This window comes from Streptomyces sp. NPDC006372 (assembly GCF_040612515.1).
Classification (GTDB): Bacteria; Actinomycetota; Actinomycetes; order Streptomycetales; family Streptomycetaceae; genus Streptomyces.
In genome coordinates this window covers 87,629-102,803 of sequence record NZ_JBEXQJ010000009.1, presented here as the reverse complement: position 1 = coordinate 102,803, position 15,175 = coordinate 87,629, and the positions used below count along the sequence as shown (strand labels likewise).

Sequence of the window (15,175 nt, the reverse complement as noted above, 5' to 3'; positions counted from 1 at the left end):
GCGGCGGCCCCTGGTCAGCCGCCTGGCCGGAACGACCGCGCGGACTGTTTCCCGCCCGACACGGAGCCGTACCAGTCCTCAGGACGATGATCCGTAGCGGTCGGCGATCGCGGAGGCGCGGTTGTGCAGGGAGGTGCGCAACCACTGCGGGGCGAGGGCTTCCGCGTCCGTGGTGAGCTGCCACAGCGCCCATTCGGCGTGTCTCGAGTCCTGGAAGGTCACCTCCAGCCTCGACCAGCCGTCCGGGTCGATCTTCTCGCCGCGGACGGCCAGCGCGGTGCCCACCAGTTCCTCGCGCCGCGCCGGATTCACCCGTACCCGCACGACGACTTGGTCGCCGCCGGTCCGGAACCGCGTGCTGCGTTCCTGCCAGGCCTGGTCCAGATCGACCTGCTCCGGTCGCTGTGCGGGCCGGTCGAGTTCCTCAGCGGCCAGCACCCGGGCCAGCCGGTAGGTGCGGTCCGCGCCGGACCTCGTGGCCAGCAAGTAACCCTGGCCACGTACGGTGACCAGGCCGATCGGGTCGACGGTGCGCCACTTCGGGGCCTGGTCCACAGCCGCGTAGTGGATGCGCAGCTTGTGCCCGGCGAGCACCGCGCGGCGTACCTCGGCGACGACGCTGTCGGGCACCTCTTCCGCGACCGCGCGGCGCGAGAGGAGGTCGGTCTCCGGGTCGATGAGCAGTCGCCGCGCCGCGCCGGCCGCGGTGTCCCGGTAGCTTTCGGGCAGCGCGTCAACCACCTTGAGCATGGCCGAGGCGAGCGCCGAGCCGAGGCCGAACACCTGCGCGCCGCGCTGTGTTCCGGCGACCAGCAGGGCGAGGGCCTCGTCGTGGTTCAGTCCGGTGAGCTCCGTCCGGAAACCGGGCAGCAACGCGAAGCCGCCGTTCCGGCCACGTTCGGCGTAGACCGGGACGCCGGCCGCGGACAGCGCCTCGATGTCCCGCAGCACGGTGCGGGTGGACACCTCCAGCTCGCGGGCCAGTGTGGCCGCGGACAGTCGACCGCGCCGGCGCAGCAGCAGCACCAGCGAGACCAATCGGTCGGCGCGCATGCGAAGACCCTACGGGAATACATGACGCAGGATGTCGTGATTCATTGAGAGGCTTCAACTCGACGTCCGGACACGGCAGTTGCCGATCCGGGGGTCCTACGTACACCCCGACCCGACGCATCGAACGGAGCTCAGATGGCAGTGGAACGAACGGCAGTCAACCCGGTCACGTGGTCGGTGGAGATGGGATTCAACCAGGGTGAGATCGTCTCCGGGCACACCCGCACCCTGTACTGCTCCGGGCAGACCGCCATGAGCGACGACGGCAAGCCCCAGCACGACGGTGACATGGCGGGCCAGTTGGCACTGAGCCTCGACAACGTGGAGGCCGTGCTCCGCGAGGCCGGCATGTCCCTGACTAACCTCGTCCGGCTCAACGTCTACACCACCGACGTCGACCTGCTCTTCCAGCACTACGGCGTACTGGCGTCCCGGTTGGGCGCCGCCGAGGTCGCGCCGACCACCACGATGCTCGGGGTGACGAGGCTGGCGATACCCGGCCAGCTGGTCGAGCTCGAGGGAACCGCCGTCGCGTGATGCTGACCTGACTCGGACGAGTGCCGACCGCCCGGGTGAAGTCCGGCGGCGAGCGTTTCGCTCCTGCCTGCGGCCTGCCCCCTGGGTGCGGCGTTTGTGACATTTCGAAACGGTCAACGAATTTCCGATGGGGACGGACAGCACACCGGGAGGCGAGCGAAGGGTGATCGGCACCGGACCGCAGACAGCGCGCGCCTTGGCGGGCCGGTGACCGGTCGCGCCCGTCGCGTGGGTGCGAGTCGGCATGCCGTGAACCGGCTCGGGCGGGCGGTGCGCCACGGGTGGGAACGGCTGGGCGCGCACACCCTCGTCCGGCAGGGGCGCGATCTGGAGTTGCTGCACCGGGCCACGGGGTTCGCCACGCTCGCGCTGGTCACACTGGCGCCGCTGCTGATCGTGGTCGCCGCCGCCGACCCTCTGGAGCGTGGCGGGTTCGCGTTGTGGCTGGCCGACGGCATGGGGCTGTCCGGGCGGTCCGCACGTCTGCTCACGGACATCATCAGCCCCCCGCGCAAGGTCATCGGCACGACCAGCGTGCTCGGCGGGGTCGCGCTCGCCGTGTTCGGCGTCGCGCTCGGGGGGAGCGTGCAGAACGGCTACGAGCGGATCTGGGGTCTGGCGGCAGGCCCCTGGCACCGCGTCTGGCGCCAAGCGGTGTGGATGGTCGCCATGACCGCGTACCTGTACCAGGAGGTACAGACACGCAGTCTTGTCTCGGGTCCCGAGCGGATCGCGCTGAGCTCGGCGTCGGGTGTGCTGTTCTTCTGGTGGGGGCAGCGCTTCCTGCTGGGCGGACAGGTCCGATGGAGCGATCTGCTCCCCGGGGCGGCGGCCACCATGCTGGGCCTGGGCGGCCTGCGCACGTTCTCCCACTTCGTCTTCACCCCCCTCATCGTCACCAACGCGATCAGCTACGGAGCGGTCGGAGTCGTCCTCGTAGTGGAGTCCTGGCTCATCGGCGTCGGCTACGTCGTCTACGGCGGCGCCCTCTTCGGCCACTGGCTCCTCGACCACCATGGCTTCCGGCGACGCTCCCGGGAGTGACGATCTTCGTCTTTCACTTCCGAACGACTCGTTTTCGCAGCCCCGCAGAGCCGGTCATCAGCGACGATCAGTGCATGAACGAGATCGTGCTGATGTCGGATCCACGGGTTGCGGCGATCCCGGTGGCCGACTGCGGCGAACCGCTCGTGGACGTCCGGCATGAGGCATCCCTCGCCGTGGACTCCCGCAAGGCGGACTCTTCAGGCGCGTTCGCCTATCTGCGCGAAGGGGTGCTGACCCGCCTTCTCCAGGCTCAGCGGCAGCTCCCGGGCGGCCTCCGGCTGTGGTTCATCGAGGGCTACCGGCCACCCGCCCTGCAGAGCCACTACTTCGAGCGGTACGCCGACGAGCTGCGAGCCGGCCATCCGCGCTGGTCGCCGACGCGGGTTCGTGAAGCGGCGAGCCGGTACGTGTCGCCACCGGAGATCGCGCCGCACAGCGCCGGAGCCGCCGTGGACCTCACCCTCGTCTCCGCCGACGGGCGGGAACTCGACATGGGAACCCGGGTGAACGCCAGCCCTGAAGAGAGTGACCGCGCGTGTTACACGGACGCCGGCCACATCAGTGCTGAAGCGCGGGCCAACCGCCGGCTGCTCCGTGACGCGCTGGCCGCTGTGGGCCCGGTGAACTACCCCACCGAGTGGTGGCACTGGTCCTTCGGCGACCGCTACTGGGCCCTGGCCACAGGAGCCGAGACCGCGCTGTACGGACCGGAGTGTCCGCAAGCGGGGTCCAGGCTTACTCCGTGACCGGGGACTCCGCGGTGCAGCCGCCGGTGGTCACCAGGTCCTTGGCGGTCTGCTCATCGAGTGCCTTGCCCTTGTAGGTGATCCTGCATGTCACCTGGGCGGCTTCGGGGTCCTCGGCGACCGGCATGACCGCCGCAGGCATGATGCCGCGCAGCGTGACCGTCTTCCTCCAGGGCAGCTCGGGGTTCGGCACCGACTCGATCTTCGGCTTCGTGGCCTTGCCCCCGCCGCCGTGGAAGTCGATCGAGTCGACGTTCTTCCCGGTGACCTCGTAGGTGACTTCGTACGTCTCGTCCACCGCCTTGTCGACCTGGTCGACCGCCTCGGAACAGGAGCTCAGGCCGAGCGCGAGACCAGTAACGGCGACGGTGAAGACGGCTGCGCGGACAGTGCGGTTCACAGGAATCCCCCCGGATCATGAAAAGGCCTGATGTGCAGCCAAGCGCAAGAGGAGAGGTATGTCGACCCCGTCGGACCGGTGCACCCGGATGCATCAGCAGACGTTCCGCGTCACAGTGGAACCAGGAGTGGAAGAGAATGAGCACCTTTCCCAAGCCCGTGACAGACGCCATGGCCGACCGGGCCATGCGTCTGCACCACATGCTGTGGCACTCCGCGCGTGACTCCTGGGCGGTTCTGACGCCGGAGGAGCGAGAGGTGTTCCGCCACCACGGCTGGGAGCCGCCGCGCCAGTCCCTGTCGGCGCCGGACCCTGTGACCGGCAGACGGTCGGTCGAGTTCGACAACGGCTCGGGCGAGGACTTCCTCTTCATGCACCGCGAGATGATCGGCACGGTCAACGAGATCCTCACCGAGTTGGGCGACCCGCAGCACCCTCGCGTGGAAGGGTGGCCGGCCGTTCCTTCTCCGGAGGACACTGAATACCCGGTCCCGGCCCCCTTCGACATCCCGGGCGACACCGGCACCAGCGACGCCATCGGAAAAGCCAAGACGCAGGCGGCGTTCAACCGGATCCGGGACTGGGAGGCCCTGTTCACGAACCCGGCGGAGCTGCGTCAGATGACACTTGGCCGCCTCGGCGCCCGTATCGAGTTCGGCATCCACAACCAGATGCATCTGCGCTGGGCGGCGGAAATGCCCTCCTACCGGCAGGGCGGGGTCGATTTCAGTGTCGACCCCCAGTGGGACGACTCCAGTTACAACTGGCTCGCCGACACCTATTCCGCCCATGTGAACCCGATCTTCTGGAAGCTTCACGGCTGGGTGGACGCACGCATCGACGACTGGATGGCCGCCAACGAGCTGACCGGGCCGGTTCCGTGGAGTTTCGATCCTCCGTGGAGCGGTCCCACGGGCGGCCACCACCATCACCCCGTGACACGGCTCGCCCTGCGTGCCCAGCCGGGCAATGCCGAGGCCGAAGCGCTGCGGTCGCGCCTCAGCCGTATGGAAACCGCGGTCGAGGACCTGAAGCGAGCAGGCGTCACCGAACCTGTCCGCTTCACCGTCCACGAAGACATCTGAGCGAGCTCGTGCGCCCTCCGGGATCCCTGCCGCACCCCTGCCCCGCACCCCTGCCCCGCACCCCACCCCTTGGCTCGATACCCCCCAGGGGTATACAGTCCTGAGGTGTGGGACTCACAGGCCGGGTCTCGCTCGACGGGATTGGGGACGGGTCATGGATCAGAGCGCTCAGCACGCCGGCACCATGCACGACCACGCGGACCAGGACGGGCACACCGGAGCGTCCTGGGGGATGGCGGTCAGGGCGACCCTGCACTGCCTGACCGGCTGTGCCATCGGCGAGATTCTGGGCATGGTCATCGGCACGGCGCTGGTGTGGGGCAACGTGCCCACCATGATCCTGGCGATCGTGCTCGCGTTCCTCTTCGGCTACTCCTTCACGCTGTTCGCGGTCCGCCGGGCCGGCCTGGATCTCAGGAGCGCTGTCAAGGTCGCACTCGCCGCCGACACCGTGTCCATCGCCGTGATGGAGATCGTGGACAACGGCATCGTCGCCCTCACCCCCGGCGCGATGGACGCCGAGTTGTCCGACGGGCTGTTCTGGGCCGCCCTGCTGGGCGGGTTCGCGGTCGCCTTCGTGATCACCACGCCGGTCAACAAGTGGATGATCGGCCGCGGCAAGGGACATGCGGTGGTTCACGCCCACCACTGACCGTCATCAGCGACCGGACTCGTCGCGCAGCCGGAGCAGGTAGGCCGCGGTCAGCGCGACGGCGCGGTCCTCGTCATGTGACAGCTCCATGAGGGCCCGGGACGCCTCGGGCCCCGGGATGCCCGCCAGCGCCTGGGTCAGCCGTCCGCGTGCGGGCGCTTCGGTGGCGCCGTGAGCGAGGCGGTCGACGAGTCCGGTCGCGATCCGGTCGGCTAGGGAGCTGTCACTCGACAGCACGCTCAGCGCGTCGGCCGCGTCGGTGTCGTTCCTTCCCTCCACGATCATGTCCAGGAGTGTCGGGACCGCATCGGCCGCACCACGTGTCCCGAGCGCCAGAGCCGCATACCCGCGGACCACGACGTCGGGGTTCGCGAGGGCGTCCCGCAGCCGCGCGGTGGCCTCACCACCGGGCATCTCGACGAGGGCCTGAACGGCACGTTCCCGCACCGCGGCCTCCGAAGAGCCGAGGCCCTCCGCCAGGAGTGCCAGGCCGCCGTCGCCCGAACGCGCCAGCGCCCAGCGAAGAGCCCCGGCGACGTTCGTATCCGTCTCGCTCAGTGCCGCCTCGACCAGGGCCTCCACGGGCACCGGAACCTCTTCGCCCGACGAAAGGGCGGCGCGCTGGCGCGCGTCGGGGCTCTTCGAACCCAGAGCCTGGAGGAGCGCGACGACCTGGAGGACGTCCTCCCAGCCGTCGGGATCCGCGGCATGGATCCGGCGCAGCCGCGTGAGCAACTCCGTCTCGGCGGCGATGCGTTCGCGCGTCTGCCGGATGAGGTCGTCGACGAGCGCCGCGGGTGCGAAGCCGGGATCGTGCAGCGCGCGTCCGATCTCACGCAACGACAAGCCCAGCGACCGCAGGCTCTCGACATGGAAGATCCGCTGGATGTCCTCCATGGCGTACTCACGGTAGCCGGAGCCGGTACGTCCCGAAGGACGCACCAGCCCGAGCGACTCGTAATGCCGGAGCATGCGGGCGCTGACCCCGGACCGTCGCGCCACCTCACCGATCAACACGCCCTATCGTCCCTCCCGGCCGGACCCGCCCAGGGCCACGACGCGCTTCGCCTCCTCGATGGCGGACTCGAATCCGGTGTCCGGGTCGAGCAGCAGCCGTTGTGTGGCGAGCGCGTGCGTGCGCACGTGCGGGTCAGCTGCCTTCGTCGCGGCGAGCAGGGCAGGCACGATCATCTCGCCCAGCGCGACCAGCGCGCGACTGAGACTCAGCTGCGTCTCCCGCCCACCGCGACCGAGCTGCGTCACCAGCACCTCCGCCAAGGCGGGCTCCTCACCTTCCGGCACGAGCACGACCGCGGCCCGCCAGGCGGTCCGCGCCACCTCGTCGTCGGCGTCGGACAGCAGCTCGGGTGTGATCACCGGCCACGCCCGCCGGTCCCCGATCTTGGACAGTGTGTGCACCGCCTGGCTCCGTGCCTGCGCGTGCCCCGAGCGGGCTTCACGGAGCAGCTCGGGGAGCGTCAGGGACACCGGGTGGCGGGTGAGCGCCCAGGTCAGCATGTCGCGGACGAAGAACTCGGGCTCGACCGCGCACCGCTCGACGAGCTTGCCCACGAACCGCGGGTCGGGCGTCGTACCCACCGCCAGAGCGGCCCGCAGCCGCACGGACGACCGGTCGTCCTCCAGCCCTTGGAGCGCTCGTAGCGCATCCGTCCCCTGCCCCGTGGTCGTCATGGAGACCACCTCCTCGGCGGACAGTGAACGCCTTGTCACCGTGTCAAGGTCAAACAGGGGCCCGTCCGGTGAGCCGGTGCTGCCGTCAGGGCTTGGCCGGCTTCACCTTCTTGTCGACGCCGTTCACCCGCACGGTGACCTTCCTCCGGTTCCGGGCCCGGTCGGCGACGATCCTGTACGACGTGACCTTCCCGTTCCGCCACGTGCAGCTGACCTCGTAGCCGCCACGGGCCCGCAGCCCGGTGAAGGAGCCCTTCGCCTTCCAGTCGTCCGGCAGTGCGGGCAGCAGATGGATGACGCCGTCGTGGCTCTGCACGAGCATCTCCGCCACGGCGCCCGTGACACCGAAGTTGCCGTCCATCTGGAAGGGCGGGTGGTTGCAGAACAGGTTGGGCAGCGTGTTGTAGGTCAGCAGTCCCCGCAGCATGATCTGGGCGCGGTGCCCGTCTCCGAGACGGGCGAAGAGGGCCGCCCTCCAGGGCCAGGTCCATGAGCGGCGGCTGTCGCCGGACATCGTCGCCGCCGTGAACGGAACACCCTCCTTCTCCCCGCACCGGGCTTTGAGCGAGACGAGGGCGGCGGCCGCGAAGTCGGGGGTCTCACGGGTGATCTGGCGGCCTGGGTAGACCGCGAAGAGGTGCGAGGTGTGGCGGTGGATGTCGGTGGGACTGTCGATGTCCTCCTGCCACTCCTGCAACTGGCCCCACCTGCCTATCTTGTTCGGTGCGAGACGTGCCTGCATGTCCGCGACCTTGGCGCGGTAGGCCGGGTCCGCCTTGAGCTCCGCCTCGCAGTCCAGGTAGTTCTGGAAGAGGTCCCAGATGATCTGCTGGTCGTACATGACGCCGTCCTCGCGAGGCCCGTGCTCGGGGGACCAGCCGTTCGGCGCTACGAGGAGTCCGTCCTCACGCTCCTTGAGATGGTCTTCCCAGAACTCGCAGATCTCCTTGATCATCGGATGGGCGACGGTGCGGAGGTAGTCCATGTCCTGCGTGAACGCCCAGTGTTCGTACAGGTGTTGTGCGTACCAGGCGCTCGCGACGGTGTTCCACTCCCACGCGTTGCCGCCGAAGATGCTCTGGCTGGTCCGGGCGGTCCAGCCGCGCGTGTCCTCGCCGAAGGCGTTGCGGGTCGCCACGCGGCTGGGCACCGCCACCTGCTCGATGAACCGGACGAGCGCCTCGTGGCACTCCGGCAGGTTCGTCGTCTCGGCGCCCCAGTAGTTCATCTGGACGTTGATGTTGGTGTGGTAGTCGGAGGCCCACGCCGGCTGGTTGCTGTCGTTCCACAGGCCCTGGAGATTCGCGGGCAGGCCGTTCGGGCGAGAGGAACTGATCAGCAGGTACCGGCCGTAGTCGAACATCGTCTGCTCGAGTGCCGGGTCCTGGCCACCGGCCGCGTACCGCGCCAGCCGGGTGTCGGTCGGCAGGGCGACGACCGCGTCGTCGGAGGTGCCCCAGGCGACCGAAACACGGTTCATCAGGGCGCGCGTCTCGGCGGTGTGCTCGTCGCGCAGTCGGCCGTAGGACCGGGCGGCCGCCTTGCGGAGCGTCCTGGCGACGACCGGCTCCGGATCGGCTCCGCGCCACCCGGCGGCGGCGTCGAGCTTGTAGTCGGTGCGGGCGTCGAGGAACAGGGTCAGGGTCGTGCAGCCGCTGAACCGGAGGATCGATCCGTCGGCGCGGAGGTCGCCGTCGGTGTGTACGGCCTGGACGGTGCACGCGTGCTTGAGGCCGTTGCCCATGACCCCGCTGAAGGCGATCCGCCCGGCGCCGGCGTCGACGGTCGTCGGGGCCTTCTCCTGTCCGGAGGTGAGGGATATCGCTCCGGAGAGTCCCTTGGCATGCTCCGACGTGTACCGGAAGACCATGACGTCCGCGGACCGGCCGGCGAAGGCCTCGCGCAGGACCCGCCGTCCCGGCGCGCCGAAGCGGGTGACGTTGACGCCGTTCACGAAGTCGAGGGTGCGCCGGTAGTCGACGACGGTCCGCTGCGTGCGGGTGTCGAAGCCCTTGCCCGCCAGCGCGATCTCCGCGATCTGGAGGGCTTTTGAGGACGCGCCGGGGGTCAGGGTGAGCCGGTAGGCGCGGTAGGCGGTGCTGTTGGTGACCCGGAAGGTCCGTCTCTCACCGCGCTCGGCGAAGGGTGTTCCGGGGTTCTGCGTGTCGAGGGTCGTCCAGGCCCGCCCGTCCTGCGACGCCTCGAGCCGCCATCGCCGGGGGTCGTCCTGCGGACGGTCCGGGGCCGCCGTCAGCGCGTACGAGGTGACGACGACCGCCTGGGTCAGATCTGCCTGCCAGACGACCGCGGGCGCGGTTGCCCCGACCCGCCAGACCGTGGCCGGATCACCGTCCACCGAGGACGAGAGGTCCGTGGCCCGGCGCCCGGTCCGGGCGCCTGCCCCCTTGGAGTGGCCGCTCGGCGAAGACAGGTACATCGCACCGCCCGCCCCGAGGTCGACACCGGACAGACCGATCTCGCTCACCTGAAAGTGGCTGACGCCTGCCTTGGGGACGAAGTCGAACCGGTAGAAGCGGTAGGCCGTGGTGCCGGCGCAGGTGAACTCCTTCGTCTGGAAGCGGCTTTCGAAGGGCGCTTCCAGGGTGCGTCTGTCCAGCGTGGTCCAGGTGGCGCCGTCGGCGGAACCGGAGAGCGTCCACTCCTGCGGGTCGCGCTGGGGTACGTCGTTGGCGCTCGTCAGAACGTAGGACGCGACCGCGACGGGTTCCGGGAGCTCGACCTGCCACTGCACCTTCGAGCCCGGCCCCTCGATGCACCACTTGGTGGCCGAATCACCGTCGTACGTCTTGTCGACGCCTTCTGTCGAGGAGCTGCTGTACGGTCCCCCCGGAGCCGTGATCTTCGGGCGCGCACGAGGAGCGAAGGTGACGTGGAGGTCACCGAAGTTCCGGTACGAGCCGAAGCCGGTCATGCCGGTGTCGAAGTCGCTGTCCGGCTTGCCCGCGAGGGCGTTGTCGTAGTCGTTGACACCGCCCCACAGGCTCTGTTCGTTGAACTGGACGCGCTCCTCGTGGGGATCGGCGAAGAGCATGGCGCCGAGTCGGCCGTTGCCGATCGGCAGGGCCTGCGACTGCCAGTCCATGGCCGGTACGGAGTATGTCAGCGCCTCGCGGGACAGGACCGGCCACACGACGCCCGTCGGTGCGTCGGTCCCTGCGGCAACGGCCTGCCCCACAGGAGCCCGGCCGGTCAGCTGGGTGATCAGAGGTGCGAAGGCGAGGCCACCGCCGAACTTGAGGATGCCCCGTCGCCGCAGCTGGGATTCATTGATCACGGTAAGTTCTCCCGGCCCTATTCATCGGCTCTTTCGCAGAGCGACTGACAGCCAGCTCGACACATGTCGAGGGCGCGAACATCGTCGCCGGGGAATAGATCCGATGTCTAGAGCCGTGCGGCGCTGACTCATCTGGTGTCGAATCGGCCGGGCCGCGATCCGCTCTCTCGACACCGGCCGCGTCGACGTCCTGGGTAGCGCCCTTCAGTCCGCGCGGGCCACCGGGGCGGCCGGGGCCGTGTCGGCCTTCAGCGCGGGGGTGGCGAGGGGGCTGCCGACGGGAGCCTCGGGCAGGGGGGTTTCCTGGTCGGTTTCCGGCGCGGAGTCGGCTCCGCCGGCCAGCACCTTCTGCGCCCGCCGGGTGTCCAGTGCGCCTTCCCAGCGGGCGACGACGAAAGCGGCCACGCAGTTCCCGAGGAGGTTGGTGGCCACCCGCATGGAGTCCATGATGCGGTCCACGCCGAGCAGCAGCGCCACGGCCCCGGCGGGGATGACACCCAGGGCGGAGGCGGTCGCCGACAGGGCGAGGAACGCCGAACCCGGCACTCCGGCCATGCCCTTGCTGGTGAGCATGAGCATCAGGACGACGGTGATCTGCTGCCCCAGGCTGAGGTCGGCACCCACGGCCTGAGCCATGAACAGCGTGGCGATCGAGAGGTAGATCGAGGCGCCGTCGAGGTTGAAGGAGTAGCCCGTGGGCAGGACCAGGCCCACCGCGTCGTCACGGCAACCGGCCCGGCGCAGTTTCTGCATCATGCGCGGCATGACGCTCTCGCTGGAGGCGGTGCCGAGCGCGAGCAGCATCTCCTCGCGGGTGAAGCGGACGAACTTCCACAGACTCAGCCCGGTGAACGCCTTGAGGGCCACCGAGAGCATGAGGAGGAAGAGCAGGGCTACCGCGTAGCAGACCCCGATGAGTTTGCCGTATGTCGACATGACGCCCAGGCCGTACTCACCGACCAGGTGCGCGGTGGCACCGAAGACGGCGAGCGGCGCGAGCCGCATGACGAACCCGACGACAGCGAAGACGACCTCCTGGGCCTGCTCGACGGCCGGGAGTATCGCGGGCACCTTGGTGTGGCCGAGGTGGAGCAGCGCCGCGCCCACCAGGCACGCCAGGACGAGCACTTGCAGGAGGGAGTTCTCGGCGAAGGCTCCGATCGCGCTGTCGGGCAGGGAGTGCAGTACGAACTCGCTGGTCGACGGCAGCGAACCACCACCGGTCTTGGCGTCGACGGCGTTCGCGTCGAGGCCGGCGGGGTCGATGTTCATGCCCGCGCCGGGCTGGGTGAGATTGCCCGCCACCAGCCCGAGGACCAGGGCGAGCGTCGTCGCCACCTCGAACCAGATCAGGGCTTTGAGGCCGATACGGCCGAACGCTCGCAGGTTGCCGGCCTTGGCTATGCCGGTGACCACCACGCAGAACACCAGTGGCGCGATGACCGCCTTGATGAGCCTGACGAACCCGTCGCCGAGGAGCTGGACGGCACTGCCCACTTCGGGCCACAGACGCCCCACGACGACTCCGAGGAGGAGAGCGCAGGCGACCTGGGTGAAGAGCGAGGTGCGCAGCAGACGTGCGGCGCGGTGCGGTAGGGACGGTGTGGACTGCTGCACTGGCATCCTCCGAGGCGGAGAATTCCGTAATGTGGAATTCAGTTTCCATTCGCGTCCGCCAACTATGAATCAAGTCACGGTTCGACAGAAGACCGCGCGGCTCACCCGTTCCAAGATTGGAGGTTCGTCCGATCAGGGCTGAGGGTGCTCAACCGTCCCTGCGCACCGCGGCGTCGAGAAGGGGTCCCAGCTCGCGGGCCACGGTCGTCAGGGCGCGGACGTCCCGCTCGGCGCGGGCGATGAGGATGGCGCCTTCCAGGGAACTGATCATGAGAGTGGCGAGCGCGCCGGTCCGCTCGTCGGGCACTCCAAGCCCCGCCAGGGCCCGGCCCACCGGCTCCGTCCAGGCGGCGAACGCGGCGGCCGCCGCCTCTCGCGTGGCCGCGGTGGACTCCGCGCAGTCCACCGTGGCCGCCGCCACCGGGCAGCCACCCGCGAACCCGGCCGTGCGGTACTCGTCGGTCCACTGGCGCACCATCTCGGCGAACAGCCCGCTGGGCGTGGGCCTGTCCAGCGCGGCGAGGAAGCGGGCGACACGGTTCGCCGCGTACCGGCCGGCCCACCCGACCGCCTCGTTGACCAGCTGCTCCTTGCCTCCGGGGAAGTAGTGCTGGAGGGAGCCCCGCGGCGCCCCGGCGTGCGCGGCGACCTCACGCATGCCGGTGGCGGCGACCCCGTCGCGCCGGATGAGCTGGGCCGCGCTGAAGACCATCCGCTCACGCGGCCCTCGTCCGGTCTCCGCCCCTGCCGCCTTCATCGTCGTCCTCCATCACCGCGAGCAGCTCCGGCCACAGCCTATGACCGCTGTCATAGCGACGGCTACTATGACCGCTGTCATAGTCGGTGGTGGTCGTGACGGCGACGGCGACGGCGTCGGCTCGCCTCCGCGCCGGCGTGGACGTCGAGGGGCTCAGCCCGGGAAGGCAGTGGAGCATGGATGTCGGTTTCGTCGGCCTCGGAGTCATGGGACAGCCCATGGCCCTCAACCTCGCCCGGGCCGGAACACCCCTGGTCGTGTGGAACCGCACCCCCGGCCGGTGCGAACCCCTGCGCACGGCGGGTGCCGAGGTCGCCGCGAGCCCGGCCGAGGTCTTCGACCGGGCCGCGACGGTGATCCTCATGCTCGCCGACGAGGCCGCCATGGACGCCGTGCTGGGGTGCGGCACTGCGGACTTCACCGCGCGAGTCGCCGGACACACCGTCGTCCACATGGGCACGACCTCGGCCGAGTACTCCGCCGGTCTGCAGGACGACGTCCGGGCCGCGGGAGGCCGCTACGTCGAGGCCCCCGTCTCCGGCTCCCGCGTACCCGCCGAGCGGGGCGCACTCGTGGGCATGCTGGCGGGTGACAGCGAGGCGGTGGCGCCCGTGCGCCCGCTGCTCACCCCCATGTGCCACGAGGTGTTCGACTGCGGTGCCGTCCCCGGCGCACTGCTGATGAAGTTCTCCGTGAACCTGTTCCTGATCACGATGGTCACCGGCCTGACCGAGGCGTTTCATTTCGCTGACCGGCAGGGGCTCGACCAAGGCCTGCTCCGGGACGTCCTGGACGCGGGCCCGATGGCCAGCGATGTGTCCCGCGTCAAGGGATCGAAGCTGCTGGCCCGCGACTTCACCGTCCAGGCGGCCGCTTCGGACGTGCTCAAGAACAACCGGCTGATCGCCGAGGCAGCACGCAAGGCCGAGGTCGCCTCACCGCTCCTCGACATCTGCCAGGCCCTGTACGGCGAAACCGTCGACCGGGGCCACGGCGCCGAGGACATGACGGCCGTGTTGCGGGCCCTGGAGGGACGAACCGACGACGCTCCCGCCCGCGCCCGCTGAAAACGCCCGTTGAAGAGACCGGGACGAGCCACCGGCGAGCGGCACCGCCACGTCGCCGGTGTCCTGATCACCGCCGTGGCCGGGAACTCCGGGCCCGCCCCGCGGGGCGGTGAACCCGGCCGTCTGTCGCGGGCACCAGCAAGTTGTTCACGCCGGGGGCAGGGCAGTGGTGCCGCGCAGGACGAGACGCGGGGTGAGGACGACCTCGCGGGGCTCGGTGCGGTGCTCGTCGAGGCGTTCGACGGCGGCGGTCACGGCGTACCGGGCCTGCTCCCGGGCACCCTGGCTGACCGTGGTGAGGTTGAAGCAGCTCAGCCGGGACAGCGTGTCGTCGTCGTACCCGACCACCGAGACCTGACCCGGGACGGGAACCCCGGCGCGGGCGAAGGCAGCCAGGACGCCGATGGCGGACTGGTCGTTGTAGGTGACCACGGCGGTGGGCAGACCACCCCCGTCGAGGAGCTTGCGGGCGGCGCGCTCACCCGCGCCCTCGGTGTGGTCGCCGTGCAGGATCCGGATGTACGCGTCCAGGCCGTGCCGGCGCATGGCCGCGCGGTAACCGCGGCGCCGGTCGGTGGCGATGACGCCCTTGCCGCCGTCGACGTAGACGATCTCGCGATGACCGAGGCCCACCAGGTGGTCGACGATCTGGCCCACGCCGTCGTCGTCCGCGGTGCGCACGACGTCGAGCGCGGCGTCGGCGATCCGGCGGCCGACGGCGATGACGGGGGCCTTGGTGTCGAGGGCGGCGAGTGTGTCCGCGGGCGAGGTCGGACCGAGCAGGATCAGCGCCTCGCTGCGGAAGGCCAGCAGGGTCTCGACTGCGGTCTGCTCGCCGCGGGTGCGGGTGAGGGTGCTCAGGACGAGGTCGTAGCCGACCTCCTCGGCCGCGGTGTGCAGATGCTCGACCAGCTCGGCGTGGAAGGGGCGGTGGACGTCGACCATGACGCCGAGCAGCCGGCTGCGCCGGCTGGCCAATGTGCTGGCGGTGCGGTCCACCTGATACCCGAGGTCGGCGGCGGCCTTGAGCACGCGCTGCCGGGTCCGCTCGCTCGGCCCGGTCACGCCGCGCAGCACCAGGGACACCGACGCCGTGGACAGTCCGACGCGCGCGGCCACGTCCTCCAGCCTGGGACGTTTGTGCGCGCCGTTCCGGCGACGCTCGGAACCGCCGTCGTCCACCTGTGCCTCCCCGCGGCAATCCTTCTTGCGCAACACCCTTGACAC

The 15,175-nt window shown here is 70.0% G+C and carries 14 protein-coding genes; 6 read left to right on the top strand and 8 right to left on the bottom strand.

What is annotated here, in order from left to right:
- Nucleotides 1-78 precede the first annotated feature (78 nt).
- Nucleotides 79-1,053 (bottom strand): WYL domain-containing protein, encoded by a 975-nt coding sequence (locus tag ABZ016_RS16900; RefSeq protein WP_356917387.1) that lies wholly within the window; start codon nt 1,051-1,053, stop codon nt 79-81.
- 141 nt (nt 1,054-1,194) lie between these two features.
- On the opposite strand from ABZ016_RS16900, the gene ABZ016_RS16895 reads away from it, so the two are divergent.
- The 3 genes from ABZ016_RS16895 (at nt 1,195) to ABZ016_RS16885 (ending at nt 3,383) form a co-directional block, all read left to right on the top strand.
- Nucleotides 1,195-1,590 carry a RidA family protein gene (locus ABZ016_RS16895; RefSeq protein WP_356917509.1) on the top strand — a complete coding sequence of 132 codons (396 nt, stop codon included), beginning with the start codon at nt 1,195-1,197 and terminating at the stop codon, nt 1,588-1,590.
- Between the two features lie 249 nt (nt 1,591-1,839).
- Entirely contained in the window at nt 1,840-2,634 is a 795-nt protein-coding gene (locus tag ABZ016_RS16890; protein ID WP_356917386.1) for a ribonuclease BN, read from the top strand.
- A 74-nt stretch (nt 2,635-2,708) separates the two neighbouring features.
- The gene (locus ABZ016_RS16885; RefSeq protein ID WP_356917385.1) at nt 2,709-3,383 is read left to right on the top strand and encodes a M15 family metallopeptidase; all 675 of its coding nucleotides are present in this window, start codon (nt 2,709-2,711) and stop codon (nt 3,381-3,383) included.
- Here ABZ016_RS16885 and ABZ016_RS16880 read toward each other — a convergent pair.
- Nucleotides 3,373-3,783 (bottom strand): MmpS family transport accessory protein, encoded by a 411-nt coding sequence (locus ABZ016_RS16880; protein WP_356917384.1) that lies wholly within the window; start codon nt 3,781-3,783, stop codon nt 3,373-3,375. The two genes, ABZ016_RS16885 and ABZ016_RS16880, sit on opposite strands and share 11 nt — an antisense overlap.
- 137 nt (nt 3,784-3,920) lie before the next feature.
- On the opposite strand from ABZ016_RS16880, the gene ABZ016_RS16875 reads away from it, so the two are divergent.
- Together ABZ016_RS16875 and ABZ016_RS16870 are read left to right on the top strand one after the other, a co-directional pair.
- Nucleotides 3,921-4,868 (top strand): hypothetical protein, encoded by a 948-nt coding sequence (locus tag ABZ016_RS16875; RefSeq protein WP_356917383.1) that lies wholly within the window; start codon nt 3,921-3,923, stop codon nt 4,866-4,868.
- A gap of 154 nt (nt 4,869-5,022) precedes the next feature.
- A complete protein-coding gene (locus tag ABZ016_RS16870; protein WP_356917382.1) occupies nt 5,023-5,520 on the top strand; it encodes a DUF4396 domain-containing protein in 498 nt (165 codons plus the stop codon).
- A 6-nt stretch (nt 5,521-5,526) separates the two neighbouring features.
- On the opposite strand, the gene ABZ016_RS16865 is transcribed toward ABZ016_RS16870, so the two are convergent.
- The 5 genes from ABZ016_RS16865 to ABZ016_RS16845 all read right to left on the bottom strand — a co-directional run bounded on the left by ABZ016_RS16865 (nt 5,527) and on the right by ABZ016_RS16845 (nt 12,881).
- A complete protein-coding gene (locus ABZ016_RS16865; protein ID WP_356917381.1) occupies nt 5,527-6,537 on the bottom strand; it encodes a HEAT repeat domain-containing protein in 1,011 nt (336 codons plus the stop codon).
- A 3-nt stretch (nt 6,538-6,540) separates the two neighbouring features.
- Entirely contained in the window at nt 6,541-7,212 is a 672-nt protein-coding gene (locus tag ABZ016_RS16860; protein WP_356917380.1) for a HEAT repeat domain-containing protein, read from the bottom strand.
- 85 nt (nt 7,213-7,297) lie between these two features.
- Nucleotides 7,298-10,507: a glycoside hydrolase N-terminal domain-containing protein gene (locus tag ABZ016_RS16855; protein ID WP_356917379.1), complete on the bottom strand. Its 3,210-nt coding sequence runs from the start codon at nt 10,505-10,507 to the stop codon at nt 7,298-7,300.
- Between the two features lie 204 nt (nt 10,508-10,711).
- Entirely contained in the window at nt 10,712-12,130 is a 1,419-nt protein-coding gene (locus ABZ016_RS16850) for a cation:dicarboxylase symporter family transporter (RefSeq protein ID WP_356917378.1), read from the bottom strand.
- 142 nt (nt 12,131-12,272) lie between these two features.
- Nucleotides 12,273-12,881, bottom strand: coding sequence for a TetR/AcrR family transcriptional regulator (locus tag ABZ016_RS16845; protein WP_356917377.1), 609 nt, complete (start codon nt 12,879-12,881; stop codon nt 12,273-12,275).
- Nucleotides 12,882-13,057: 176 nt separating this feature from the next.
- Between ABZ016_RS16845 and ABZ016_RS16840 the strand changes: the two genes are divergently transcribed.
- The gene (locus ABZ016_RS16840; protein WP_356917376.1) at nt 13,058-13,948 is read left to right on the top strand and encodes an NAD(P)-dependent oxidoreductase; all 891 of its coding nucleotides are present in this window, start codon (nt 13,058-13,060) and stop codon (nt 13,946-13,948) included.
- A 147-nt stretch (nt 13,949-14,095) separates the two neighbouring features.
- Here the strand turns inward: ABZ016_RS16840 and ABZ016_RS16835 are convergent, their stop codons facing one another.
- Nucleotides 14,096-15,130, bottom strand: coding sequence for a LacI family DNA-binding transcriptional regulator (locus ABZ016_RS16835; RefSeq protein ID WP_356917375.1), 1,035 nt, complete (start codon nt 15,128-15,130; stop codon nt 14,096-14,098).
- Nucleotides 15,131-15,175: the final 45 nt, after the last annotated feature.